This is a genomic window from Paenibacillus sp. FSL L8-0470, from assembly GCF_038008625.1.
GTDB lineage: Bacteria > Bacillota > Bacilli > Paenibacillales > Paenibacillaceae > Paenibacillus_AQ.
Genome location: NZ_JBBOZM010000001.1, coordinates 2,676,047 through 2,702,127 on the forward strand (window position 1 = coordinate 2,676,047; position 26,081 = coordinate 2,702,127).

General features: G+C 50.4%; 27 protein-coding genes and 1 other RNA gene. 18 read left to right on the plus strand and 10 right to left on the minus strand.

Features of this window, described 5'->3' with window-relative positions; translation table 11 throughout:
* Positions 1-100 precede the first annotated feature (100 nt).
* The 3 genes from NST99_RS12020 to NST99_RS12030 form a co-directional block, all read right to left on the minus strand.
* A complete protein-coding gene (locus tag NST99_RS12020) occupies positions 101-1,351 on the minus strand; it encodes a putative glycoside hydrolase (protein WP_341091874.1) in 1,251 nt (416 codons plus the stop codon).
* 238 nt (positions 1,352-1,589) lie between these two features.
* Positions 1,590-1,784, minus strand: coding sequence for a hypothetical protein (locus NST99_RS12025; protein WP_038589654.1), 195 nt, complete (start codon positions 1,782-1,784; stop codon positions 1,590-1,592).
* Between the two features lie 161 nt (positions 1,785-1,945).
* The gene (locus NST99_RS12030) at positions 1,946-2,779 is read right to left on the minus strand and encodes a YitT family protein (RefSeq protein WP_341091876.1); all 834 of its coding nucleotides are present in this window, start codon (positions 2,777-2,779) and stop codon (positions 1,946-1,948) included.
* Between the two features lie 317 nt (positions 2,780-3,096).
* Between NST99_RS12030 and NST99_RS12035 the strand changes: the two genes are divergently transcribed.
* Entirely contained in the window at positions 3,097-4,743 is a 1,647-nt protein-coding gene (locus NST99_RS12035; RefSeq protein WP_341091877.1) for a DEAD/DEAH box helicase, read from the plus strand.
* Positions 4,744-4,838: 95 nt separating this feature from the next.
* Here NST99_RS12035 and NST99_RS12040 read toward each other — a convergent pair whose 3' ends face one another.
* A complete protein-coding gene (locus tag NST99_RS12040) occupies positions 4,839-4,937 on the minus strand; it encodes a dihydroorotate dehydrogenase (RefSeq protein ID WP_144024380.1) in 99 nt (32 codons plus the stop codon).
* A gap of 179 nt (positions 4,938-5,116) precedes the next feature.
* Between NST99_RS12040 and NST99_RS12045 the strand changes: the two genes are divergently transcribed.
* The 3 genes from NST99_RS12045 to NST99_RS12055 all read left to right on the plus strand — a co-directional run bounded on the left by NST99_RS12045 (position 5,117) and on the right by NST99_RS12055 (position 6,818).
* A complete protein-coding gene (locus NST99_RS12045) occupies positions 5,117-5,971 on the plus strand; it encodes a YesL family protein (RefSeq protein WP_341091879.1) in 855 nt (284 codons plus the stop codon).
* Positions 5,972-6,074: 103 nt separating this feature from the next.
* A non-coding RNA gene (gene ssrS, locus NST99_RS12050) (6S RNA) lies at positions 6,075-6,267 on the plus strand.
* A 161-nt stretch (positions 6,268-6,428) separates the two neighbouring features.
* Positions 6,429-6,818: a DUF1499 domain-containing protein gene (locus NST99_RS12055; protein WP_341091881.1), complete on the plus strand. Its 390-nt coding sequence runs from the start codon at positions 6,429-6,431 to the stop codon at positions 6,816-6,818.
* 191 nt (positions 6,819-7,009) lie between these two features.
* Here NST99_RS12055 and tpx read toward each other — a convergent pair whose 3' ends face one another.
* Positions 7,010-7,528: a thiol peroxidase gene (gene tpx / locus NST99_RS12060; protein WP_341091883.1), complete on the minus strand. Its 519-nt coding sequence runs from the start codon at positions 7,526-7,528 to the stop codon at positions 7,010-7,012.
* Positions 7,529-7,639: 111 nt separating this feature from the next.
* Here tpx and NST99_RS12065 point away from each other — a divergent pair, with 111 nt between their 5' ends.
* Entirely contained in the window at positions 7,640-8,266 is a 627-nt protein-coding gene (locus NST99_RS12065) for a rhomboid family intramembrane serine protease (RefSeq protein ID WP_341091886.1), read from the plus strand.
* Between the two features lie 14 nt (positions 8,267-8,280).
* Positions 8,281-9,195, plus strand: a complete 915-nt coding sequence (locus NST99_RS12070) for a LysR family transcriptional regulator (RefSeq protein ID WP_038589672.1) — start codon at positions 8,281-8,283, stop codon at positions 9,193-9,195.
* Between the two features lie 50 nt (positions 9,196-9,245).
* Here the strand turns inward: NST99_RS12070 and NST99_RS12075 are convergent, their stop codons facing one another.
* Together NST99_RS12075 and NST99_RS12080 are read right to left on the minus strand one after the other, a co-directional pair.
* Entirely contained in the window at positions 9,246-9,923 is a 678-nt protein-coding gene (locus tag NST99_RS12075; protein WP_379142704.1) for a zinc metallopeptidase, read from the minus strand.
* 34 nt (positions 9,924-9,957) lie between these two features.
* The gene (locus NST99_RS12080) at positions 9,958-10,389 is read right to left on the minus strand and encodes a MerR family transcriptional regulator (RefSeq protein ID WP_341091889.1); all 432 of its coding nucleotides are present in this window, start codon (positions 10,387-10,389) and stop codon (positions 9,958-9,960) included.
* A 668-nt stretch (positions 10,390-11,057) separates the two neighbouring features.
* Between NST99_RS12080 and NST99_RS12085 the strand changes: the two genes are divergently transcribed.
* From NST99_RS12085 to NST99_RS12095, 3 genes are read left to right on the plus strand one after another with little or no spacing between them, the layout of a single operon-like run.
* Positions 11,058-12,452 (plus strand): ammonium transporter, encoded by a 1,395-nt coding sequence (locus tag NST99_RS12085; protein WP_341091892.1) that lies wholly within the window; start codon positions 11,058-11,060, stop codon positions 12,450-12,452.
* Between the two features lie 37 nt (positions 12,453-12,489).
* Positions 12,490-13,563 (plus strand): DUF294 nucleotidyltransferase-like domain-containing protein, encoded by a 1,074-nt coding sequence (locus tag NST99_RS12090; protein ID WP_341097626.1) that lies wholly within the window; start codon positions 12,490-12,492, stop codon positions 13,561-13,563.
* Positions 13,560-14,309 (plus strand): exonuclease domain-containing protein, encoded by a 750-nt coding sequence (locus NST99_RS12095; protein WP_038589680.1) that lies wholly within the window; start codon positions 13,560-13,562, stop codon positions 14,307-14,309. The genes NST99_RS12090 and NST99_RS12095 overlap by 4 nt, the downstream gene beginning before the upstream one ends.
* On the opposite strand, the gene NST99_RS12100 is transcribed toward NST99_RS12095, so the two are convergent.
* Positions 14,291-14,767: a M67 family metallopeptidase gene (locus tag NST99_RS12100; protein WP_341091895.1), complete on the minus strand. Its 477-nt coding sequence runs from the start codon at positions 14,765-14,767 to the stop codon at positions 14,291-14,293. The two genes, NST99_RS12095 and NST99_RS12100, sit on opposite strands and share 19 nt — an antisense overlap.
* 271 nt (positions 14,768-15,038) lie before the next feature.
* On the opposite strand from NST99_RS12100, the gene NST99_RS12105 reads away from it, so the two are divergent.
* Positions 15,039-15,593, plus strand: coding sequence for a TlpA family protein disulfide reductase (locus NST99_RS12105; protein ID WP_341091897.1), 555 nt, complete (start codon positions 15,039-15,041; stop codon positions 15,591-15,593).
* Positions 15,594-15,681: 88 nt separating this feature from the next.
* On the opposite strand, the gene cimA is transcribed toward NST99_RS12105, so the two are convergent.
* Complete coding sequence (gene cimA / locus NST99_RS12110) at positions 15,682-17,301, minus strand: citramalate synthase (protein ID WP_341091899.1); 1,620 nt, start codon at positions 17,299-17,301, stop codon at positions 15,682-15,684.
* Positions 17,302-17,527: 226 nt separating this feature from the next.
* Between cimA and NST99_RS12115 the strand changes: the two genes are divergently transcribed.
* From NST99_RS12115 to NST99_RS12125, 3 genes are all read left to right on the plus strand, one after another.
* On the plus strand, positions 17,528-18,820 hold the full coding sequence (locus NST99_RS12115; protein WP_341097627.1) for a DNA polymerase IV: 1,293 nt from the start codon (positions 17,528-17,530) through the stop codon (positions 18,818-18,820).
* A gap of 159 nt (positions 18,821-18,979) precedes the next feature.
* On the plus strand, positions 18,980-19,222 hold the full coding sequence (locus NST99_RS12120) for a ferredoxin (RefSeq protein WP_341091901.1): 243 nt from the start codon (positions 18,980-18,982) through the stop codon (positions 19,220-19,222).
* 166 nt (positions 19,223-19,388) lie between these two features.
* Positions 19,389-20,855, plus strand: a complete 1,467-nt coding sequence (locus NST99_RS12125; RefSeq protein ID WP_341091903.1) for a L,D-transpeptidase — start codon at positions 19,389-19,391, stop codon at positions 20,853-20,855.
* Here NST99_RS12125 and NST99_RS12130 read toward each other — a convergent pair.
* Positions 20,852-20,989, minus strand: coding sequence for a hypothetical protein (locus NST99_RS12130; RefSeq protein ID WP_341091905.1), 138 nt, complete (start codon positions 20,987-20,989; stop codon positions 20,852-20,854). The two genes, NST99_RS12125 and NST99_RS12130, sit on opposite strands and share 4 nt — an antisense overlap.
* A 210-nt stretch (positions 20,990-21,199) precedes the next feature.
* On the opposite strand from NST99_RS12130, the gene NST99_RS12135 reads away from it, so the two are divergent.
* The 5 genes from NST99_RS12135 to NST99_RS12155 all read left to right on the plus strand — a co-directional run bounded on the left by NST99_RS12135 (position 21,200) and on the right by NST99_RS12155 (position 25,970).
* On the plus strand, positions 21,200-22,294 hold the full coding sequence (locus tag NST99_RS12135; protein ID WP_341091906.1) for a quinone-dependent dihydroorotate dehydrogenase: 1,095 nt from the start codon (positions 21,200-21,202) through the stop codon (positions 22,292-22,294).
* Between the two features lie 28 nt (positions 22,295-22,322).
* Positions 22,323-23,135, plus strand: coding sequence for a GTP pyrophosphokinase (locus NST99_RS12140; protein ID WP_341091908.1), 813 nt, complete (start codon positions 22,323-22,325; stop codon positions 23,133-23,135).
* The gene (locus NST99_RS12145; RefSeq protein ID WP_341091909.1) at positions 23,101-23,580 is read left to right on the plus strand and encodes a DUF309 domain-containing protein; all 480 of its coding nucleotides are present in this window, start codon (positions 23,101-23,103) and stop codon (positions 23,578-23,580) included. Before NST99_RS12140 ends, NST99_RS12145 begins: the two co-directional genes overlap by 35 nt.
* 98 nt (positions 23,581-23,678) lie before the next feature.
* Complete coding sequence (locus NST99_RS12150; protein ID WP_341091912.1) at positions 23,679-25,202, plus strand: RsmB/NOP family class I SAM-dependent RNA methyltransferase; 1,524 nt, start codon at positions 23,679-23,681, stop codon at positions 25,200-25,202.
* A 3-nt stretch (positions 25,203-25,205) separates the two neighbouring features.
* Complete coding sequence (locus NST99_RS12155; protein WP_341091913.1) at positions 25,206-25,970, plus strand: pseudouridine synthase; 765 nt, start codon at positions 25,206-25,208, stop codon at positions 25,968-25,970.
* Positions 25,971-26,081: the final 111 nt, after the last annotated feature.

The following is a 26,081-nucleotide window of genomic DNA, read 5'->3' on the forward strand; positions in this document are numbered from 1 at the left end:
GTAATATATAATCTTATATTATCAGTAAAAGACCCGGCAGGGCGCCGGGCCTTGGCTTATATTTGCTGATTGATTTCATCAAGGATAATTGCTGTAGTCATTATTTCTCGTAATCTACACCCGAAGTGTAACGGTTGTTAGCATTCCAGAGGAGGAATTCATCCACCTTCTCATCTTTCAAAGCCCGGATCTGGTCTTCTACCTGCGTCTTGCCGTATTTCACATAATGGCCGCTTCCAAGCCAGCTTGCGGTGAAGTCCTGAATCCAGGGGCGGATAATCGGTTTGTAGCTTCCCAGAGGGTCGAGCTTCTTATGTGTATCGACCATAGAACCCTTAATGGTCGCGTAAGGGTCTTTGTCAGGGTCTTTCACATCGAACCATCCTGTTGAATAATGGCTTGGGTATACCATCGGGCTGATGACGTCAACATTCTTCGATATTTTCACGAAATCCTGGCCTATGCCTTCCGCAGCGGGAACAGAAGCGGCGTATCCGAAAATATCAACTGATACCCGTACGCCCAGCGGGTTTAGTTCTGCTTTGGCGTATTTAACGAAGTCGCCAATGATTTCTACACGTGGTCTGTCGTTCTTGGTGTATTTAAGAGTATCAGCACGTTTCTCGAAGCCTTCCGGGAAACGGACATAATCGAACTGGATTTCCTTGAAGCCCAATTTGGCGGCTTCCTTGGCGATGTCTACATTGTATTTCCATACATCTTCATTATAGGGATTGACGAAGCTGTCTCCACCTTTATTGCTCCAGACTGTGCCATTTGTATTTACGAATGACATTTCCGGCTTCTTCTTGGCGAGAACAGAGTCCTTAAAGACTACGATCCGGGCAATCGGATATACGTCATGCTCCTTTAGGCGGGTCATCAGCTTGTTGATATCACCGATGAACGGCTGGGGATGACCCAGCTTCTGAAGTTCAGCATTGTCTGTCTTGTAGGTAATATATCCTGCATCATCCTTAATATCGATGACCATGGAATTTAATTCCGTTTTATCAAGCAGGTTAAGCAGCGTTTCCATCCGTGCTCCGCCTGCACTGTAGGCTGTCACATAAATACCTTTAACCTTGGGGGCATCCGGCTGCGGATCGGCAAGAATCGTGCCGTCAGTACCTCCTGCTTCAGTTCCGGGTGAAGCGCTTGTAACCGGAGTAGGGGATGTGGTGCCGCCTGTGGCGTTTGGTGATGCTCCGTTTGGATTGCTGCTGTGCTCTGCGACGATGGGGGGATTTGTGGCGGACTGCAATGCAGCCGTCACGTCGGAGTCGTGTCCGCCATGCGGCACGCCAACGCCTCCCAGGGCCATCATCAGTAATGCCCAGGTGATGTTCATTTGCTATTCTCTCCCTTTATGTACATTCCCTTAAAGTATAAAGGAACGGCAGCTGCCAAAAAGAACAGACTTGTAACAATCCCTGTAATTTTTGGCTGTTAAAAATAACCGCTCTTGTTGTTTATAAACGGGATGTACAGATTTTAAACGGTCCTGTTAAAAAGTAAATGCCGCCCGGACCCGGCACATAGCCGAACCCCAAGCGGCAACTATGAAGACTTGCTTCGAAACGTCTTGCTCACTGAAGATACGCAGAATTCTGATGCTCGCAAATGCTGTAATGGATGATATCCATGGCATCTGCCGGTTCCAGAATACTCAGACCGTCACGCAGAACGATTACGGAATTCAATTCATTCTGCTTGAGAAACGGCATCATATCAGGATACCACCTCATGACGATTGCTGACAGTTTTACCGTTTCCATTTCCATAAAAATCACCCTTTCCTTTTTCGAATGGTACTGAATTGAATTCAGGGTACACCCGTAAAACGAAGTGCTTGAAAAAAGAGGGGTAAATCCCAATCTTCATGAAATTGTAAGGGTCCTGCGTGAGTATAATATATCACAATTTTAATTTATGCGCATTTCTTTCAATGTGATCTTTTACGGAAGGAACCCATGACTCCAACGGTTTCCACAATGTTCACAAAAGCCTGAGGGTCGCTGGTTTTAATGATTCTTTTAAGCTCTGCGAGCTCATAGCGGGTGGTCACTGTCATTAGCATGTCCCGTTCCACATGAGAATAAGCGCCCTCTGTTTTGATCTTTGTGACCCCGCGTTGCAGGCCCAGAAGCTGCTGAAGCAGTTCGTCTGTTCTTGTGGTTACGATGTAGACAGTCACTTTAACATGACTGATGTGAATCAGGTCGACGACCTTTCCGGTCACATAAATGGAGACCATCGAAGCAAGGGCTAGATTCCAATTGTCGTCAAAATAGGCAGCGGCCAGAATGACAATACCATTCAGCCCTACAAGCACATTCCCGATCGGGAAGTCGCGGTAGCGCGTAATAATGGAGCCGATAATGTCAAAGCCGCCCGTAGAGCCTCCAACCCGAAAGGAAATGCCGCTGCCGACACCTACCAGCACTCCGCCAAAAACGGAGGCAAGTAGCATATCCGACGCTACAGCTGTCTGCGGTACCAGTGTCATTAGCCAAGTTGTGGCTCCTACGGATAAAATGCTGAGAATAATAAATCTGCGCCCGAGCTGAAACCATCCTGCCACAAGCAGCGGCACATTGAAGAGCAGATATAGCAGACTGATGTTAAGGGGAGTGAAATAACCCACTAACATTGCCACACCGGATACCCCTCCGCTTAGCAGCCGATGGGGGATTAAGAACAGATTGAAGCCGCTTGCTATCATCGCCGAACCCAAGATGATGGCAAGGTAATTTCCTAGTTGTCTTAGTCGTAACAAGCAAATTCACCTCTAGAGTGTAATGTAAGTAATGAAAGAAAGGAATACACTGGTATTCCTGATCGGGTTTGTGATATAATGTATAGGATATTCTTGAGTAGAACGTTACAATGGTACTTTTGCATTGCTTCGGATGTGAAGCTACAATTGTTCAGGCTAGATAACCAAGCTTGATCATAGGACATTTTTTCGTCCCAATACGCGTAAACCATGCAGAGATTACGGCATGTTTGGACAGCCTATAAATGTGTTTACCGCTACTTAAGAATACAGACAAGCATGTGGAATGTCCACTGTATAGAAGGAGCATGAATAATTTGAAAACATTCGCAGAATTCGGCTTGGAGCCAAAAGTACTTCAAGCAATCACAGAGCTAGGATTTGAGGAAGCAACACCCATTCAGGAGCAGGCAATCCCGCTCGCGCTGACTGGAGCAGACTTGATTGGCCAGGCACAGACCGGTACAGGCAAAACAGCCGCTTTCGGTATTCCCCTCATCTCCAAAATTGCCCGGGAAGAAGAAAAAATCCTGGCGCTAATTATGACGCCAACCCGTGAGCTTGCGATTCAGGTTGCTGAAGAAATCGGCAAACTGACCCGCTTCAAGGGTCTGCGTTCACTGGCTATTTACGGCGGACAGGATATCGGCCGTCAAATCCGCGGATTGAAGAAGAAACCACAGATCATTATCGGAACACCTGGACGCCTTCTGGATCACATCAACCGCAAGACGATCCGTCTTGATGACGTGCAGACCATCGTGTTGGATGAAGCTGATGAAATGCTGGATATGGGCTTCATGGAAGACATCCAGACGATCCTCAAGCTTGTGCCTGAAGAACGTCAAACCATGTTGTTCTCAGCAACAATGCCTCCTAACATTCAACGTCTCGCCCAACAGTTTCTGAAGAACCCGCAACATGTTTCCGTAATTCCAAAACAAATCAGCGCTCCATTGATTGACCAAGCCTATATCGAAGTTCCTGAGCGCCAGAAGTTTGAAGCACTGAGCCGTCTGATTGATATGGAGTCCCCAGATTTGGCAATCGTCTTCGGACGTACCAAACGCCGGGTTGACGAGCTTGCCGAAGGCCTCCAGAAACGCGGATATTCCGCTGACGGATTGCATGGCGACTTGTCCCAAAACCAACGCGATGCGGTTATGCGTAAATTCCGTGACGGCAGCATTGACGTACTGGTAGCTACTGACGTAGCGGCGCGCGGACTCGACGTTTCCGGTGTAACACATGTTATCAACTTCGACCTTCCGCAAGATCCGGAAAGTTATGTACACCGTATCGGCCGTACAGGCCGTGCAGGTAAAGAAGGAACAGCGTGGTCATTCGTGACTCCGCGTGAAATGGACCACCTGCATCTGATCGAGCGTGTAACCCGTCACCGGATTACCCGCAAACCGCTGCCAACAATGGCTGAGGCAATTGAAGGCAAGCAACGCATCACTGCAGAACGTCTGCTGGCAATGGTTGAAGAAGGCAGCGAGCTGAACGAATACAAAGGCATCGCGATTCAATTGCTGGAGCAATATGATTCTGTACAACTGCTCTCCGCAGCAATGAAATTGCTTACCGGCGACAACAAGGATACACAGGTTGAATTGACACCGGAAGATCCGATCCGTGCAAAACGCCGCGGCGGCAAGAATGACATCCGCAGCGGCCGCAAGCCTAATGGCGGCTACGGCGGCAACCGCACTGGTTCCGGCACAGGCGGTGGCTATAAAGGCAACCGTGATAGCGGCAGCAGCTATGGCGGCGGCTATAAAGGCAACCGCGACAGCAGCAGCGGCAGCACAACCCGTGGTGGTTACAGCAGCGGCTACGGCAGCAACAGCAGCAGCGGCGGTTACAAAGGCAACCGTGACAGCAGTGCCGACCGCAAACCATCGGCGCGTCCAAGCAGCACAAGTACCCGTCCGGCTAAACGCGAAGATTACGACATTTAAGCAGCACCGGCAATAATGAAGAAGACGAGTACCGGTTAACGGTTCTCGTCTTCTTTTTGTACAAATGAACATATTTAGGCTTTGTGTTTCATGCCTTAGATAACAAAAGTACGAGTGATAATAACGAGCAGGATGAACAGAACGAGGATAGTGCCTGTGGAAGTCCAGACGTTGCAGCCAACTGGTGAGGACATAGGTAAAACCTCCTTTGAATTAAGGTGATTGTAATGGTTACGTTCCTAATATATGGACGGATCGCCGGGCTTGCATAGACCATAACCCAGAATCTTAAGAATGGGCGCTGGAAAAGTCCGGGTCAAATAAGGTATAGTTAAGATACGCAGTATGCGCGAGACAGACAGGAGGAAGGGAATTGGAGTTTAAAGGAGCAATGGGCGGTTTATACCGCGTCACGGAATGGATTTCACGTATCGCCTTCAGTAACATTTTGTGGGCAATCTGTTCGGTTCCGTTTCTGTTCATGGGAGTAATGAAGATGATTATGTGGGGATCGGGTGCAGGCGGCCCCAATGAACAGATCACACTGAACTGGGCGATGGGTATTTTGGCACCGTTTACGGTGTTTCCGGCAACGGCGGCACTATTTACGGTTGTACGTAAATGGGTTATGGGCAATAGCGATGTTAGCACATTCCGCACTTTTTTCCAGGGGTACAAAGAAAATTATTTCAAGAGTATGCTTGGGGGATTAATCTACACAGTGCTGTTTGTTGTGATGTACGTAGATGTGACCGTATACATGACGCAAATGGCGAATTTCAGAATCGTCGGTATTTTGATGCTGGTGCTGATGATTATTTTGTTCGTCTCCATGTTTAATTTCTTCTCGATTGTGGTTCATTATCAAATGACCTTCAAAGAAGTGGTGACCAACTCCGTTCTGTTGACAATCGCCCGGCCGATCCGCGTATTCTCCACGCTTATTGGTGCAGCGGTTCTTGTCTATATAGGTCTGAAGTATCCGGTGCTTTACGCCTTGTGTATTCCTACACTGATTGCTTTTTTCGCCTTCTTTAACTTTTACGCTACATACAACAAGCTGCAATTGCAGGTGGAGAAGAAGAAGCAACAGGAACTGGAAGCCCAGGAAGCCCAGGAGGCGGCAGAAAGAGAAGCTGCGTTGCTTGAGGCGAATGATTACGATGATGACGATGACGACGACGATGATGATGAGTACGATACAGATAAAGATAAAAAACGGATTTAACATTAATTACACATAAGCCGTGAAATAAGGCGAGAAATTTATTCCAGTGTAAATTAAAGCGCATACAGGTTTACTTTTTCGTCAAAACGCAATATAATAGTAACAAATCCTGCGATGTACGTTTACGGTTGCTCGTTGTTTTGAACCAATGATAATGTCTTGGGAGATCTATACGAAGCGCGGCTGAAAGGCCCTGTCTATACGACGCGGGGAATTCAAAAACGACTTCTGCGGTCACCCACCTGCTATAGCAGGTTCAGAAGACACTGTAGCCGGACGGCATAGGCGGGTTTTCTACTGTTTTTGACAAGGTGCCCTGTTTCCCGCTTACCCGCGGGGATGGGGTACCTTTTTGTTTATAGTGAACAAGGTGAAAGTGAGCAATGCCCTTTTGTTCCTGGGATAAGAGTGTTACACTTAGACTAATGAACTTGGGATTTGAAGAGGGGGAAGAATTTTGTCGTTGAAAAGAACCTTGGTCGGTTTATTTCGCAGTCATGACGGAACAAGCGACCGTGCAAAAGATCCGGCATTAAAGACGCGTTACTACACTCTTTCTAGAGATAAGGCGTGGGAAGAAGTATCCTCAACGCTGAAGAAGATTTCTGGCTTCAAAGTGCTTCATGAAGTGCAATCTGTAGGAGAGATTACGCTTGAGAAGAGAACGGCATTCGGGCGTACGCTGGATATTACCGTGTCGGTGCTTAATACCTCACCGGTGCGTTGCGGCGTAGATATGTACTCGGCTTCCAGAGGTTCGCTTGGCGATCTTGGCGCCAACTATCGAGTAATTCAACGTCTGTACCAGTCTCTTGATAGGAAGCTAGGCAAATACAAGACAGAATAAAGGCAAGCTGCACTTTTCTGTTCAGAGATTGTATACGGTTTCGTGAAGTATGAAGATGCAGCCTGTCATTGAACAATAAGGTTACCCATAAGCAAAAAGCGGGAGAAGGATGACCTTCTGCCGCTTTTTTTTAGAGAATAAGAACTTATAGACTTTCATGTACTACGAATGAAATACAATTCGGCTGAAGGCTACAGCAGTTCCTTTACAGCTGCAATAGCGGCCTCGTAATTGGGATGCTCGGACATTTCGCCGAGGTACTCCACATAAGCCAAAGTATCGTTTTTGTCGATTACGAAGATGGAACGCATGTCCAGACGGAATTCTTTAATCAGGACGCCGTAGGCTTGTCCGAAGGCTGCTTCCTTGTGATCAGACAGTGTGATGACCCGGTCAATGCCCGCGGCGCCGCACCAGCGGGCTTGGGCGAACGGAAGATCCATACTGATGGTGAGAATAACGACATCATCGCCGAGCTCTGCGGCCTCGCTGTTAAAGCGGCGGGTCTGCGCATCGCATACACCGGTATCCAGAGAAGGCACCACGCTGATCAGCTTGATTTTGCCGGCGTAATCACTGAGGGAAGTATCTTCCAGCAGATTCTTGCTCACTGTGAACTGTGGTGCGGAATCTCCGGCTTTGAGCTGCGGACCCACCAGTGTGAGGGGGTTGCCTTTAAATGCGGCCACGCCTGTTCTTTCTTGCATCATATCCTTGGTTCCTCCTTGAATTGCAATATTGGATTCTTACTGCCACAATAAATTATAATCTTTTTAGAAGCTGGATGTCCAACCGGACAACTTACATAAAGGGTGGGTGTTATGATATTCATACGATATGAGAAGTGGAGAAGCTATCTTCGGTATTATCCGGTAACCTGTTTGCTTATTTTGGCGAATGTGATTATGTTTATTGTTCTGACGTTGAACGGCGGCTCGACAAATATCCAGACACTGATTGATTACGGGGGAACCGTTAATGTCAGCCCGCTCAAAGAGGAATTGTGGCGTTATGCGACAGCGATGTTTCTGCACAATGGCTTTGCCCATCTGTTCTTTAACTGTTTCGCGTTACTGGTGTTTGCTCCGCCTTTAGAACGGCTGATGGGCTGGTGGCGCTACGCGCTGCTCTATCTGGCGGGAGGTTTCCTTGCCAATCTTCTGGGAGTCGCGGTCAGCAGCCGTTCGGTGGTGGATTACGGTACGGTGTCAGTAGGGGCTTCAGGAGCGATCTACGCCATATACGGCGCATTCCTCTATATTGCGCTGCTCCAGAGAGTGATGATGGATGAGAGCTCACGTAAGACGTTGTACGGGCTTTTGGTGATGGGGATTATTATGTCCTTCGCCACACCTCATGTGGACTATACAGCCCATATTGGCGGCCTCGTGGCCGGGTTCTTTCTTTATGGACTTATGATACGGATATTCAAAAAAAGCCGAAGGTAGGAGGTGTTGGATTCGTGGAACTTAGACAGCTGCAATATTTTTTGAAGGTAGCGCAAAAAGAGCATGTTACCCGGGCGGCAGAGGAGCTGCATGTGGCGCAATCTGCGGTTAGCCGCCAGATTCATCAGCTGGAGCAGGAGCTTGGAGTGGACTTATTCATGCAAAAGGGGCGCAATCTGCAGCTCACCCCGGTGGGGCAGCTTTTTTGCAAACGGGTAGAGTCGGTGCTGAAGGAATTGGAGCGCTCGGTAGCTGAGGTGCATGAATTTCTGGACCCGGAGCTGGGAGAGATCCGCATCGGATTTCCGCATAGCCTGGGTACGCATCTTATACCTTCCATTGTGGCGGAGTTTCGCCGGCATTATCCTCAGGTTAAGTTTCGTTTCAAGCAGGGGTCTTTTCCGTCTTTGATTAAAGACGTGCTGTCCGGTGAAGTGGATCTGGCTTTTATTTCTCCCTTCCCCGAAAATGACGGTCATGTGGCCGGTGATATTGTAATGACAGAGGAGCTGTTTGCGATCCTTCCGCAGAATCATCCGCTTGCCGGAGAGAAGGTAATCCGGCTTGAACAGCTGCGGGAAGAAAAGTTTGTTTTGTTCAGCCAGGGATATTCACTGAGGCCGATTGTATGGCAAGCCTGCCTGCAGGCAGGGTTCAAGCCGCAGATTGCTTTTGAGGGGGGAGAGACGGATACCATACGCGGTTTGGTCGCCGCTGGAATGGGAGTGAGTCTGCTGCCGGAAACGGCATTGTATCAGACCAATCCTATGCAGCCGGCTCAAGTGAGGGTGATAGATCCCGTTGTGACCAGGACGGTTGGGATCATTCACCGCAGTGAGGGCAAGCTGCCGCTGGTAGCCCGCTCCTTCCGCACTTTTCTGTTGACATATTTCAAAGATAGAAATAACAATACCCCGGTCGGCTCGTAGCCTTCCGGGGTATTTGCTCTGTATATCGACAGCGGGTTAACTAGATCAGCTTAATCACGATTTCCCAAGAACATCATGATCAGACGCAGCAGTTCAAGCAGGGAGACCAGGGCAGCAGCGACATAAGTTAAGGCGGCTGCATTCAGGACCTTGGCTACGCCGCGCTCTTCCTCGTTGCGGATGTAGCCTTGCTCAACCATGACCTGGCGGGCCCGGCTGCTGGCGTTGAATTCAACCGGCAGTGTGACAAGCTGAAAGGCTACTGCAGCTGAGAAGAAGATGATACCCAGACCAATAAGATTCAATGAGCTGAAAATAAATCCTGCCAACAGCATGAAGGGGGCTACGCCGGAAGCGAAATTGACAACCGGGAACATCCGGTGGCGCAGCGTGAGCATTGGATAATGTTCTTTATGCTGAATGGCATGGCCGATCTCGTGACATGCGACAGAGACAGCGGCAATGGAGCTTTCATAGTATACAGGCTCCGACAGGCGCACAACCCGGTGGACGGGATCATAATGGTCGGAAAGGGTGCCGCGCACAGGTTCAATCGGTACATCATAAAGGCCATTGGCATCAAGCATGCGCCGTGCGGCTTCATAACCTGTCAAACCGTTCATGTTGGCAACCTTGGACCATTTATTAAAGTTGCCTTTAACTCTGAACTGAGCCCACAACGAGAATAGAAAAGCGATAATAACTAACAGGTACATCAAAGGCATCATATAACATTCCTCCACTATGGTGTGAAAATAATATTTACATCGGCGGCCCCTGCGAGAGCAGCAGCCGGATCGCCTCCATGCACGCAACACCCTGCGGAAGCAGTGCGGCCAGCGCTCGTTTGGCTTGGACCGGTTTCAGTCCGCTGATCATCGGTTCCAATGCCTTTACTTCGCGCTCAAGCCGCTGCATCTGCAGTTCCAGCTCCACAAGTTTATCCGAAACATCGGTTTCTGGTGCGGCTGAATTCCACTTGCTCATCATGGCTTTGATTTCTTCCAATGTATATTTCTCATGCTTTAACTGATTGATACGTTCCAGAGCGATTAAAGTTTCATGGCTGTACAGCCGATAGTTCTTCATGCTTCTGGTTTCTGGTACAATGAGTCCCAGCTTCGTATAATAATCGATTGTGCGTTCACTGATGCTTGCAGCTTTGGCCAGTTCGCCAATCCGGTACAGGGTCATATCCCCATGTTCTTCTCACCTCGCTAACAGAATCCGGCCGGTTTGATCCGGCGCTTATCTTACTATATTTACACTTATTATGATATCAAATGATAAACCGTACAGTCAAACGTGATACTTACTTTAAGTATATGCAGGGTTAAAGCCAAAGATACCCTTGGAAAAGCAGGTTTCCTTCTATAAGATTGTACACCGATTGGACCTTACGAACTGCGGTATATTCACAAAGATGGAGGGGGATCTATAATTATATTACATGATGTGTCATGTTTATTGAATTGATGGGAGAGCGCGCTGCTTCTTTTGCTCATGAAAAGAGAAGAGTTCGGCAAAATAAGCGCCATTCACTTGATATATGTTCAGAATACTTATCATACAATACAGCATCTTGGATCATTTACATTAATGAAAATACATATTCATACATGGAGAAGTCCGTTTTTGCTGTATGCGTTTGCATAAATAAGGTTTGCTGATCGGCTGAAAACCTGTGATTTAACAGCGAAAATGCGTAGCTACAGGCAAATAGTGAAGAAATCATGTGCCTCAAGAAATAAATCGCAGCATTCATAAAAATAGTCTTGTCAATTTACCTGACTTCTGATTATAATGACATTAAGAGTTTCACGCTTTGTTAGAAAATATAACATTGGGGAGTGGGGTAAAGAATGAAAAAAAAGATGATAATGATGTTTCTGGCCATGATTACACTGATGGTCTACCCGGTCAGCGCATTTGCCGCTGAAGGTCCGGCAGCACCGGATCTCCAAATCGGATTGGATACGGCGTTTACTTTCCTGGCATTTATTCTTGTATTCTTTATGCAAGCGGGGTTTGCAATGCTTGAAGCCGGTTCGGTCCGGATGAAGAATGCGGGCCACGTAGCTGGTAAGACCGTATTGACACTCGCAATTGCCAGCTTGTGTTTCTGGGCACTGGGTTTTGGCCTTGGCTTCGGTAACGGCAACGGGTTCTTCGGAACTACAGGCTTCTTCTACGGTGGTGAAACACAAGCAGCATCATTCGATTCCCTGGTATTCTCAGATGTAACCTTAAACATTAAATTCCTCTTCCAAATGGCTTTTGCCGCAGTTTCTCTGGCTATCGTATCCGGTGGTATGGCGGAACGTGCTAAGCTTAGTGTATACATTATCTTCGGAATTCTGTTCTCTGTAGTTATCTACCCTGTCGTAGCTCACTGGGTATGGGGCGGCGGCTGGTTGGCTGAGCTGGGTATGCAGGACTATGCAGGTTCAACGGTTGTCCATCTTACAGGTGCAACGGCGGCTGTAGTCGCGACAATCTTGCTGAAACCCCGTCTTGGCAAGTTCAACAAAGAAGGCAAGCCGGTTATTATTCCGGGGCATAACCAAGTATTCACAGTACTCGGTGTTATCATCCTCTGGTTCGGCTGGTTCGGATTCAACCCTGGCAGCGCGTTGTCTCCAATGGGCGGATTCTTCGGCCACGTAGCATTGACAACTAACCTGGCAGCTGCGGCTGGCGGTCTGGCTGCATTGATCGCTTCTTGGCTCTACTTCGGCAAGTCGGATATCCCGGCAATGCTGAACGGTGTTCTGGCTGCACTGGTTGCAATCACAGGCGCCTGCGCTTTCGTAGTGCCTTGGGCGGCAATTCTTATCGGGTTTGTAGCGGGAGCATTCACTTTCATGACTTCACAATGGCTGGAACGTGCCGGCCTTGATGATCCAATTTATGCCTTCTCTGTACATGGTATCGCTGGGATGTGGGGAGCGGTGTCCACAGGATTGTTCGCAACACCTGATCTGATCGCGGAAGGTGCGCTTGTTGGTAAACCCGGATTGTTCTACGGCGGCGGATTCCACCAGCTCGGCGTACAGGTGCTGGGTGTGGCAGGTACCTTTGTCTTCGTAGCAGTTCTGTCCTTCATCATTCTCTACGTAATCAAGTTGGCTATCGGCCTGCGTGTTACCGAAGAGGAAGAATTGATGGGCCTTGATATCAGTGAACATGGTACTTACGGTTATCCTGAACAAATGAAACTGATTGCAGAATCGGAATCCAAGACCCTTAAAAATTAACTACTTCATGGATGGGGAGGCGGACCGAGTGGCTTCGATGGAGTCAGCAGAGTGGAATGAAGATAATAATTACTTGTCCATCGCAACGGCTGGTTCGCCGCAGGAGCTTAAGGCAAGGCGCACGGCCTGTCAAACCGTACTTCTGGCACAGTTAAACGTTGTTCCAATCGGGGAATGGATGACCCGTGTCAATGCAATGCATGACAGTATTGCGAAGGCGGCTGTAATCATATGTGAGGCGCAGATGAAAGAGGCGGGCTACGGCCCGCCTCCCTGCGCCTATTCCTTTATTGTGTTCGGCAGCGCGGGCAGGCAGGAAGCTACGCTCTGGAGTGATCAGGATAACGGCCTGATTGTGGAAGGGGAACCGGATGGGCTTAAGAAGAGTTATTTCCGGGCCTTTGGTGTGATGTTGTCGGATCTATTTGAACAAGTGGGTTATGAGAAATGCAGCGGCAAGGTGATGTGCTCCGAGCCGCTCTGGTGCAAGACACTGACGGAATGGAAAGAACAGCTGCAGAGCTGGATGCACCAGCTGGAATGGGAGCCGATCCGTTATCTGATTATCTCCTCCGATATGCGTCATGTAGCCGGGAACGCGGAGTTATCCGCGGAGTGGCGGGAAGCTTTTCATGCGGGATATATCGGCAACGGGAAGCTGTCCACGGCGGTGCTGCGCAATACGGTCCGCCACAAGGCAACACTAAATCTTCTTGGGCAGGTACTGACGGAGCGGTTCGGCGATTATGCCGGGGGATTTGATGTCAAATATGGTGTTTATATTCCGCTCGTGAATATTGTTAGACATTTGTCTTTATTTGAGGGAGTCTGGGACAGCTCCACGCTGAAGAGGCTGGAAGTATTGGGGGCGCTTGGCAAGTACCAGCACCTTGAAGATCTCCGCCGGGCATTTTTGACCGCGCTGCGGATGCGTGCGAACACTCCCTACAGTGTAAACGACGGCTTGTTGTCCAGCAGTGATTATATTGCTGAAAGTGATCTGAAGAATAAGCAGCTCATGTCCGAGCTGCGGGAAAGTCTGCTGCTCGTCAGGCGCCTGCATAGGGCACTGCAGCGTCAGCTCCGGTCAGCGGAAAGGAGACAGTCATGAAGGAGCCGAACAAAGGCGGCGGATTCTGGAACAACCTGAGACAAGGCGGAATGCCATCCGCCATCGCGTCGATGAGAGGCGGGGAATCGGCACAGCAAACTGCGCAGCAAATGGCCTTTATCCGTTCCCTGATGCGCGAGAAACGGCGTCCTGAAGTGCTGCATACCCCTCTCGCTGAACTTGAGACCGTTATTTTTGACCTGGAAACGACAGGTTTCTCCCACCAGCATGGGGATGAGATTATGTCATTTGGTGCGATTCGTGTAGTAGGAGAAGAAATAAAAGAAGATGAATGCTTTTATACACTGGTAAACTGCCAGACGGCGATACCGGATAATATTACCAAGCTTACGGGGATTTCTAAAGAGATGACATCCGCTGCACCTTCGTTAATGGACGGGCTGCATAATTTCATGTCCTTTGTGGGCCAGCGGGTGCTGGTGGCGCACGGAAGTGCACATGACAAGTCTTTTCTGAATGCTGCATTATGGAAAACCTCCAAAGTGCAGCTTACCCACAGAGTGCTGGATACGATGATGCTGGCCCGCTGGCTTGAGCCGCACCGCAGCAATTATACGCTGGATGAACTCCTTGCCGTACACGAAATTCCGATCCAAGGGCGGCATCATGCGCTGGAGGATGCCAAAATGACGGCTCGGTTATGGGTGTCTTATCTGAACGAGATCTCCCAGAAGCGGCAGGTCGACACCTTGGGAGATCTGTACGCTTATTTAAGCAGAGCATAGAGCGGAGCATGCAGCAGCCGGTAACCCGCTGTTCTACTTGAATCAGGCAGCCGGTCGATATGAAAGCCCCTCAATGTTATTTCCTCACTCTTCTCCGTACCGGGAGAACCGATCAGGTATACCTTAAATTCAGGACCCAGTGCACTTAGTCCCTTGATGTCGGAGGGAGAAGGCCAGGGGGCAGAATGGGGATGGGAGTGGAACAAACCGACAGGGGCGGGCTCGTTATAGAGTGCCTTTACCCATTCGCGGGGATCGGGAACGAAGGCATGCAGCGGGTCAGGCGCTACGTTGCTCATGGGGACATAGTCCTTGATGTGCATGCCGCCCGCTGCGTCAGCACCCAGCAGTATGCCGCAAGCTTCATGCGGGTAACAGGTCAGCAAATGCTTCCCCAGCATGAGCTGTACGGAGCTATCCAGTCTGATGGGCTGGGTTTTTCCCTGGTATGCTGTCATATCTTCACCCCTCTCTCTTCATAGGATTTCGTCTCTGACGGAATCCTCTTTTTTTGAAAGATAAGAATTTATATGTTTCACGCTATAAATTATCCTTCTATTTCTCGCTGAAACGGATACCGTCCTTTTGAGGACGGCAAAGCCGTTTCCACTTGGTACGGAAGAAGCTGATTTTATTTGGATGTAAAGGATGGTTTGAAACTGCACATATTGGGGGTACAATAGGAGCAAACCATCCCATTTGCAAAGGAACGGTCTTCCCATGAGAGCTGTGGATAAACGAAATGTAACTGTTGTGGCCTTGATTGTGATATTGGCCGTTCTCGTAATTGCGCATAAATTCAGGGCTGACCCCGAGTCAGTACCGGTAGTGCAGCAATCGACCAAGCTGGAAAGCGGCGCAGGTGCTGGCTTGCTGGCTCCATCCTTCACTTTGCAGGGAAACGACAGCACTGTTTACGACGTAGGAGGACCTAGGGAGAAGGCGCTGATGCTTAATTTCTGGGCTTCCTGGTGTGAACCCTGTCAGCTGGAGGCTCCAGAGCTGAATGCGATGGCTGTTAAATATAAGAATGTTCTTGATATTTATGGCATCAATGTGACCAGCCAGGATTATAAGCCCAACGCCGAACGTTTCATCAAAAAATATATGCTGTCCTTTCCGGTCATGTTTGATCTAAAGGGCAAGGTGTTTGATAAATATAACGGTGCGGTATTTCCTACCAATGTACTAATTGACAAAAACGGGGTGATCTCCGAGATTATTCTCGGCGTCTTGACTCCCGAAGAGCTGGAGAAGAAAATCATCACACTAACCGGCTCTTAAAGAAAGGGCAACGATTAAAGCCCCCCTGCGAAACGGGTGTTTTCCCGGCTGCAGGGGGGCTTTGTCTGAGATTTGTGAGATCAAATCTTTAATGGTTGACTAAGCCTCTAGGCTCACTGCTGGACTTCTTGTCGTTTTCAAGTGAGATTTGTCCCAAAAGGGCATAACGCATACTGTCGACCAATGCTTCCCAGCTGGCCTCAATGACATTGCTGGATACTCCAACCGTACTCCAGGTATTAGTATAATTTCTCGATTCGATCAGAACCCGTACTTTTGCAGCGGTCTGATCCTGTTCATCCAGCACACGAACCTTATAGTCGGAGAGATGCATCTCATCCAGTTGCGGGAAGTAGGGCAGCAGCGCCTTGCGCAGCGCATTGTCCAGCGCGTTGACCGGACCGTTGCCTTCTGCAGCGGTATACAGGCTCTCGCCGCCGGCCTTCAGCTTGACGAAGGCCTCGGAAACGACCGGACTGCCGGCTGTCTTCTCCACAAGCATTTTGAAGGATTCAAAAGTGAACAGCTCGTTCATCTCGCCGGTGGCTTCACGCAGCAGCAGCTCCAGTGAGGCGTCGGCGCCTTCGAATTGGTATCCCTGATGCTCCAGGTTCTTGATCTTGTCAATCACCTTGCGGGCCTGCTCGCTGCTTGGGTCAAGACTGAGGCCCATATCCTGGGCTTTAGACAGGACATTGCTCTGGCCGGCCAGCTCAGAGACCAGCACGCGCTGCTTGTTGCCCACCAGTTCAGGAGCAATATGCTCATAGGTACGCGAGTCGCGCATGATCGCAGAGACGTGAATGCCGCCTTTGTGGGCAAATGCAGCCGTTCCAACATAAGGCTGATTAACCGGCATATTCACATTGGCGACTTCGCTCACGAAGCGTGCGGTGTTGGTCAGCTGGGGGAGGGAATCCCCCGGAATACAGTGATAGCCCATCTTAAGCTGCAGCGTGGGAATGATAGAGCACAGGTTGGCATTGCCGCAGCGCTCACCATAACCATTGATTGTGCCTTGCACCTGCCGGGCACCTGCGCCAATGGCACTGAGTGTATTGGCGACCGCAAGCTCACAATCATTATGGGTATGGATACCCAGCGAAGCGCCCGGAAGGGACCCGGCCATACCGGATACAATGTCTTGAATCTCATTCGGGAGTGTGCCGCCGTTTGTATCGCACATGACCAGCCAGTCCGCGCCGGCTTCCCGTGCTTTAGCCAGGACGGCAGCTGCATACTCCGGATTGTTCTTATAGCCGTCGAAAAAATGCTCAGCATCGAAGATCACTTCGAGGCCTTTGCGTTTCAGATAAGCGATGGAGTCTCCGATCATCGCCAGATTCTCTTCTAGTGTAGTTTGTAGGGCAGTATGCACATGGAAATCCCACGATTTCCCGACTAGTGTAGCCGCCGGTACGCCGGCATCAATCATTCTTTGGAGATTGTCGTCGTTCTCGGCTACAGAGTTCTTGCGCCGGGTGCTGCCGAATGCGGTGATTTTGGCATTTAAATGAAATTCCTTGACTCTTTTGAAAAATTCGATATCCTTATTGTTGCTTCCCGGGATGCCACCTTCAATGTAGTGCACACCCAGATCATCGAGTTTTCTGGCAATCTTCAGCTTATCATCCGCCGACAGGCTGATGCCTTCGCCTTGGGTGCCGTCGCGTAGTGTCGTATCGAAGATGGAGATGGACTTAGACATGGGAGTCCTCCTAAAAGTATTGTGAGAATGGCTTCCTGGATTTACTCCGTACAGAATTTGTTTCGGAAGCATCCGCTTAAGGGAAATGAATTTTTATATTATAGCATTTTTACGCGGGAATGTAACAAAGAACTTTACAGCGTTTCTGCTTTTGTTGACCTTCCGGCAGTTGAAGAGGTATGCTAAATCCGACAATGGAAACCCTGAAGATAAGAAGGTAGATATTGTGCAGAACGTGGATCAGTATTACCCAACGAGCGGCAGGGTTATTCTGCATGTGGATATGAATGCGTTCTACTGCTCAGTGCATGAGGCGGAGGATCCGGAGCAATACAAAGGCAAACCGACGGCGGTTGCCGGAAGCGTGGAGCTGCGGAGGGGGATTATTGTCACCTGCTCCTATGCTGCACGCAGGCTGGGAATCTCAACAGGCATGCAGGTGCAGAAGGCACTCCGGATTTGTCCATCCTTAATTGTTATTCAACCGAACTTTCATCTATACCGCAAGTATTCGAATGCATTCATGCAGATTGCCTACAGCTATACTCCGCTGCTTGAAGCAGTCTCAATAGATGAATGTTATCTCGACATTACCGGCTCCAGACAGTTCGGGACTCCGCTGGAGATTGCCGGGGCCATCCAGCGCCGGATCATGGAGGAGCTTGGACTGCCTTGCTCCATTGGGGTTGCCCCCAATAAGCTGCTGGCCAAAATTGCCTCGGATCTGAAAAAGCCCAACGGAATCTCCGTCCTCCGGCTGCGTGATGTGCCGGATATTTTGTGGAACAAGCCATGTAATGAAATGTTCGGCATCGGCGGAAAAACAGCCGAAAAGCTCCGGAAGCTTGGCATCTACAGCATCGGCCAGCTGGCTGCGGCTGATGAGAAGATGCTGGTGGATTATTTCGGGGTCATGGGCTCATGGCTGAAACGGGCGGGCAACGGTATTGACCACGGCATTGTGAATCCTGAGCGCGAACAGAGCAAGTCAATCGGGCATACGACAACCTTGCCGAGAGATGTAGTCGGTCTGGCAGAGGCCCGGCCAATTCTGCTGAATCTTAGCGACCAGGTTGCCCGGCGGCTGAGGAAGCAGGGCTTGGTGGCAGCAGGTGTGCAGCTTACGATCCGCACACCCGACATGAAGACCATTACCCGGTCGCGCCAGCTGGAGACTCCTTCAGAAAGCGCAGAAGACATCTATAAGACGGTGTGTGAGCAGTTTGCCAAGCACTGGAAAGGGGACAAGCCGGTACGACTGCTGGGTGTTACCCTGCAGGGACTGAGCCCCAAGGAGGACTCCGCTATCCAGTTGGATTTGTTCGATTATGAACGTCAGCCGAAGAAGGAGTCCCTGAACAAAACGATGGATATGCTGCGCAACAAATTCGGAGAGAATGCGGTGCTGACGGCCGGCATGCTCAGTGACAGCCACTCGGCCCGCCTCCGCAATCATAAGGAGCGCGGCACCTCTCTGCAGAAGGACAATCTCGAAAGTGTTGATCCTGATAAAATATGAGAAAAGCCTTGCCCGGCATGGACATTCAAGCAATGGAATATGCGTCGAAAATGGAAACGAATTGAAAACTAATTGAAATTGTATTCTATTTATATTAATATGAGAAAAATAACAGGCTGCTACAGCAGGCTGTATTGTTTAACGGGAGGCAGAGAAAAAATGGCTAAATACACTTGGGTCGAAAAAGATACTTGCATCGCTTGTGGTGCTTGTGGCGCGACGGCCCCTGATATTTTTGATTATGATGATGAAGGTTTGGCAGAAGTGATCTACGAGAATGACAGCAATCGCGGGTGTACTGTAATTCCGGATGATTTGTTCGACGATTTGCAGGATTCTGCAGATGGATGCCCAACGGACTCCATCAAAATTGCGGATGTTCCTTTTAATAAAGAAGGTTAATCCAAAACGTTTTTCGTTGACTACAGGATATAAGGATCGCTCAGCGCGAACCTTATATTTACATAAAGACATCTCTTCGCCGGCGTAAATTCGGTTGGGGGATGTCTTTTTTTGACGGACTGACCGATATATATAAGGAAAGAATCACAAACCCGCGGAGGCCCCGATGAAAAACTCGCAGCATCTTAAGGCGTATGTTCAGTTGCATCCTGAAAACAAGATGGCATGGTACTTGCTTGGTAAGGAATACTATAAGAACGGCCAGCAAGGCAAAGCGAATTACTGCTTCAATCAGGCCGGTGAAGTATACGAAGCTTTCGAGCACAGCAAGGTGCCGGCCGAAATGCTGCGTGAATATGAAGACGGCCTGCTCCAGGCTGCCCGGCAGCGTCACCAGAACAAGCAGAGAATGCGCCGTGTTCTGTTAACACTAGTTCTGCTGCTGCTGGTGTTTCTGCCGGATGCAGCTGCGCCGGGTACCCTTCCCGGTCCCGGTGAAACGGACAACTCGGCTCCAGAGATTGCCGGCGGAGCTCCGGCAGATTTACCAGAGGAACTTACGGCAACGGCCGTGCCAGAGACTGGAGTACAGCCTGCTCCTGCCCCGGTGAAGCTATCCTTTACGGCACAGCCGGGGGATGCTGCCGGACCTGGCAAAGCGCTGGCGGGCTTGCTGCAGAACAGCCAGCCGACCGGCTCAACGGCGATCCTGCGAATGGAGCGCTCCGGCAAATGGCTTATATGGAAGAAGAAGCTGCCGCTCGAGGCAAAGCTGGAGAAGAGTAAGGAAGGTCGGATTGTATACCAATCCTACAATTCGGCGGTCTGTGCCTGCCAGCCCCCGGATTCAGCAGAGCTGATGAAACAGGCGGCAGGATGGCAAGAGGACCAGGAGGAGCTGGCAGTGCTGTGGAGCGCCATGCGATCCTACAAGAGCAGCAAGGGCGTGCTGCCGAAATCCCTTGGAGAACTGGAGGCGCCGTTCCCGGGGAATTGGCTGGGTGGGACGACTCCGCTGATGAAAGCAAAGTTCGCCTCGCTGCGTGCGGCAGCTTCCCCGGCAGTCCCGCAGGCCCCGGCGGCTACTGCCAAGCCGGCTACTGCCACGGCAACAGGGATTCCTGCAGCTGGCCAGGGCAGCAAGTCTCCTGAAGCAAGCCGTGATGCAGCGGCGGAAATGCCCTTTTTTACAGCACCGCTGACTATTATTGTAGATAAACAAAAACACCGCCTGGCAGTGACCAGCGGCTCGATAATTCTGCGGAACTATGAGATTGGGCTCGGCGGCGACAAAACACCTGAAGGGACTTTTGCGATCACAGACAAGGTGGTCAATCCGAATGGCCATGACAACGGGGAATTCGGCAGCCGCGGGATGCAGCTTTCGGACAGCAACTATGCCATACACGGCACAAACGAGCCTGACAGCATAGGCAAAGATGAATCGCTGGGATGTATCCGGATGAACCGCAAAGATGTGGAGGAATTATTCGCCATGGTACCGATGGGAACGAAGGTCCAGATTACTAAAGGGGTTCTGCCTGAGGAGCTGCTGCATCCGGAGGAAGCCTTTCCCTCTGGAGCACCTCAAAATCAGACCAACCCCCACAAAGTCTACCACTGGCTGAATTAATTACCTGCTACAAGAAATAGAACAATAATAAGAAGAACCAGCAAGGCCAGACTTACACTAATCCACAGAATTGCTTTGCGGTTGACTTCTTCTTTCTTCTGCTGGAGTGTAGGAGGTTTGCGTTTAGTTGACATACGGGTCATCCTTCTTTCTCTCTTGATCAGTGATTACCCTTACATTGTAATGCGTTTGCAAGAAAAATACTATACTCTGCATTTCGCTCGCAGGCATCACCTGGGCAAAAAACTTTTCTTTTCTTCCCGAAACGGATAAAATTAAGAAGAAACCAAGAGAAACGGGGAGTCGCGGGAAATAACGTATTATCCCTTGAAGGAGCGAGAACGGTGCTGTATCGAAATTTAGGTAAACCAATTTTCTTTAAAATGGACCCGGAGAAGGCACATCATCTCGTCATAGGCGGTTTGAACAAAGGGGCCTTGGTTCCGGGCGGCAGTGCGGCCATGCGCTTGATGTACGGCGTCCCAGAGACAGCCGATCTTGCGGTAGACCTGTTCGGTCTGCATTTCCCTACTCCGGTGGGTCTTGCAGCAGGCCTGGATAAGAACGCTGAAGCGGTGGGCGGCTTCTCGTCAATTGGCTTCGGATTTATGGAAGTGGGTACGGTTACGCCCAAGAGCCAACCGGGCAATGACAGCCCGCGGTTATTCCGTCTTCTTCCGGACGAAGCACTGATTAACCGGATGGGCTTCAATAATGAAGGCGCAGAAGCCATGGCCCAGCGGCTGAAGGTGCTGAAGAAACGCAGAATTCCTGTGGCGGTCAATATCGGGCGCAATAAAGTGACCCCAAATGAATCAGCACATGAGGACTACCGGCAGTGTATCCGTACGCTTTATCCGTACGGTGATTTTTTTGTGGTTAATATCAGCTCTCCGAATACACCGGATTTGCGGAGTCTCCAGCATGGCAGTGAATTATCAAACCTGCTGGCCCAAGTGAAAGAGGAAATGGAACTCCAGCGTGAGAAAAGCGGTATGGCCAAAAGTCTGCTGGTCAAGATTGCTCCCGATGTCAGCGACACCGAGCTTGAATATATGGTACATACACTTTCTGAAGCCGGTGTGGACGGTGTGATTGCTACGAACACCACACTTAACCGTGAGGGGCTGAAGAGTGACAAAGCCGGAGAGACAGGGGGCCTCAGCGGCAAACCGCTGCGCGACCGTTCCACAGAGATTATCCGCAGCATTTATCGCCAGACCGGCGGCAAGCTGCCGATTATTGGTTCAGGCGGTATTTTTACCAGCCAGGATGCTTACGACAAAATCCGGGCGGGTGCCAGCCTGGTTGAAATTTATACAGCTCTCATCTATGAAGGACCGGAGGTTAACCGCAGATTGCATGCCGGACTTAGGCAGCTTCTGCGGCGGGACGGATTCCGTAATATCCTAGAAGCGGTGGGCGCTGATCATCACTGAAGGATGAATGGACAGGAGGACGAAGGCGATGGACGGCAGGGACTGGGGAACTTTTTTGCTTCCATATGAACAGACTGTGGAGGAACTCAAGGTTAAATTCAAGACGATGCGCTCGGAGCTCAAGAAGAAAGAGGAATATACGCCGATCGAGTTCGTAACCGGACGCGTGAAGCGGCTGTCCAGCATTCTGGAGAAGGCCAAGCGGCTGAATGTGAAGATGGAAGATCTGGAGACAGGCATTGAGGATATCGCCGGCATACGCATCATGTGCCAATTCGTTGAGGATATCCGCAGAGTGGCGGAGTATATCCGTGCCCGCAAGGATCTTGAAGTGCTTTACGAGAAGGACTACATCACCAATTACAAGGAAAGCGGCTACCGCAGCTTCCATATGATTATTAAATATCCTGTTCAGACGGCTCTGGGGCAAAAGATTGTGCTCGCCGAGATTCAGATCCGCACACTGGCGATGAATTTCTGGGCAACCATCGAGCATTCGCTGAACTATAAATACCGTGAAAGCCTGCCCGATGAAATGCGGGTGCGGCTCAAGACGGCAGCAGAGGCCGCTTCCATACTGGACAGTGAAATGTCCAGCATCCGTGAAGAAATTCTGGAGGCTCAAAAAACCTTCGAAGAAAATTCCAATATGACGACTCAATTGCTCAAGGCGATTCATCAATTGTATTTCTATCATCTGGTGAACGAGGCGATTGAAAGCCAGGAACGTTTCAATGTGATCTGGCAGGCTCAGGATATGGATGCGATGAAGGAATTGCTGGACCATGTGCGTGAGCTGCTCTCTAATGCGAAGAAGGACAGTCTGCCGGATGGTCTATGAACCGCTGTATCTGGCGTACCTGGTCTATTTCAATAGAGACAGAGATTATTTCGAATGTCATGAGGTGCTTGAAGAGCTGTGGCTGGCCAAAGACCGTGATCCGCTGTACAAAGCATTTCTTCAGGTAGCGGTCGGGTTGTATCATTTTCGCAACGGGAATGTGCGCGGCGGGAGGATTATGCTGGGCGGGGCCCATAATGTGCTGCAGAAGTATCCGGATGAAACGCTGGGAATTCATCTTGCGAAGCTTGTACAGGAGACTGGTGAATATGTCCGCAAGCTGGAAGGCTATGATGAACAGCCGTTTCCCTATTATGATCTGACCCTTGAAATTACAGATCCCGGTCTGGAAGAGGCTGTAAAGATTGCAGCTGCCCGGATTACACCCAACTTGCCGCAGCGCAGGGGGCCCCAGCGGCCGGTTCACTCACCCCACCGCAAATGAAGCAATAAATACAGCAAGACAACAAGGAGCACTCCACCGGGGTGTTCCTTGAATTATTCATTCCTACATTCAGAAACAACAAGCAGGAGGAAAGCAACATGGCGGCACAATTGCCCGGCTCGTTCACGCAGCGGATGAAAGAACTGTTGGGAACAGAGTATGAACAGTTTGCGGAGACCTACAAGGAAACTCCTTATGGCGGTATCCGCGCCAATACCTTGAAAATATCGGTGAAGGACCTGCTGGCGCTGGCACCTTTTGAGCTGGAGCCGATTCCCTGGTGTCCGGCCGGGTTCTATACTGGGGAAGGCGCCAGACCCGGTAAACATCCGTATTACCATGCCGGTCTGTATTACATTCAGGAGCCGAGTGCAATGGCTCCTGTAGAGCTGCTTGATGTGCAGCCAGGTGACCGGGTGCTGGATTTATGTGCCGCACCGGGCGGCAAATCTACGCAGATCGCCGCTAAGCTGCAAGGTGAAGGTCTTCTGGTTAGCAATGATCTTCATCCGGAGCGGACCAAGGCTTTGGCTAAAAATTTGGAGCTTTACGGTGTCCGCAACGGCATTGTACTGAATGAAAGCCCCGAACGGATCGCAGCAGCATTCCCCGGGTTCTTTGACCGGATTCTAATCGACGCGCCATGCTCCGGTGAAGGCATGTTCCGCAAGGATGAAGACATGGTGAAGCAGTGGGAGCCGGGAACGCCGGAGAAATATGCGGCGATGCAGCGGGACATTCTTGTCTCTGCCGCTGCGGCGCTGAAGCCCGGCGGGACATTAGTCTATTCGACCTGCACGTTTGCGGTAGAAGAGAATGAGGGGACGATAGCCGGTTTTCTGGCCGCACATCCCCGGTTCTCACCGGTTCCTGCAGGCGGCACAGGCTCTTTCGCGCCGGGGTTCGGCGAATTGCCGGAGACGGCCCGGCTGTGGCCGCATAAGGTCAAGGGCGAGGGGCATTTCATGGCCGTGCTGCGCCATGATGGGAGCCTCGCTCCGGAAGAGGAAGGCGGAGACCGGGACATTGCGCTTGGGATCGCTGCGCGGAACAAATCTGGCAAAGCATCACCTTCAGCTAAAGCTGCTGGAGGTAAAGCGGAAAGAGGACGTGGCAAAGGCGGCCGTGCATTCGGCAAATCCGGCAACGGCTCCGGCAGAGAACAGCAAAGCATAGGAGAAGAGACACTGCTTGCCGCCTATGCCGATTTCTTCAAGGAGCAGCTCGGCTGGCAGCCTGCGGGATATCCCGTATGGTTCGGCGAACATTTGTACATCTCGCCATTGCCGAAGGAAGCATTGAATGGACTGAAGACGATCCGTCCAGGCTGGTATGTAGGTCATGTGCGCAGCGGCCGGTTTATTCCCGGGCATCCGCTCGCTACCGCCCTGCACCCGGAGGAGAGTTGCCGCAGTCTTTCCCTGTCCGGCAGCAGCGGTGAAGCGGTCTCCTATCTTAAGGGCGAAACATTATCCATTCCGGCAGAACGATTGTCTGTGAAGCCAGGCAGTGCACTCAAAGGGTATGTGCTGGTCTGTATCGACGGGTACAGCGCAGGCTGGGCGAAGTGGCAGGACGGAATGCTGAAGAATGAATATCCGGCTGGCTGGAGGTGGACATAAGGCATGGGGGCTTCGGGAAATAACGGTAAGAAACAACGGATCGATAAAGTGCTGTCCCATATGGGCGCAGGTTCCCGCAGTGACATCCGCAAGCAGGCGAAGCAGGGGTTGATTACTGTTAATGGGATGGTGGTAAAGGACAGCGGGTTTCATGTTGACCCCTATCTTGACAGGTTAGAGCTCAATGGGGAGCCGATTCTGTACCGCGAGCATATCTATCTGATGATGAACAAGCCCCCGGGTGTCTTGTCTGCTACAGAAGACAAACGGGACCGGACTGTTCTTGATTTATTGAAGCCGGGGTATGCGCAGTTCGAGCCGTTTCCGGTCGGGAGACTGGACAAGGATACGGTTGGACTACTGCTGCTTACCAATGACGGCAAGCTCGCCCATGAGCTGCTATCCCCGCGAAAACATGTGCCGAAGACGTATGAGGCGGTCGTGGAGGGCGAAGTAGACGCAACGGATGTGGCTGCATTTGCCGCCGGTGTGGAGCTGGAAGATGGTTATGTGACTCTCCCGGCACAGCTGAGAATCCTTGGCAGGGAGCGCGGCAGCAATGTCACCTCACAAATCTCCCTAACCATTACTGAAGGGAAATTCCATCAGGTGAAGCGGATGTTTATTGCGGTTGGCAAAAAAGTGACGTTTCTGAAGCGGGTGTCTATGGGGGATTTGAAGCTGGACGAAAGCCTGCCATTGGGCGCTTGCCGGGAGTTGACGGCAGAAGAGCTGAGTCTGCTCGGTGCAGACGGCCAGGAAACATGAGATATAGCCCCGCTGCTGATTTAATACCGGCTTAATTAAAGTACGTGTCTTAGTTGACGGGGGTTTTGTAAGCTTGCATATATAGATATAAAAGACAGACAAGGATGGTGG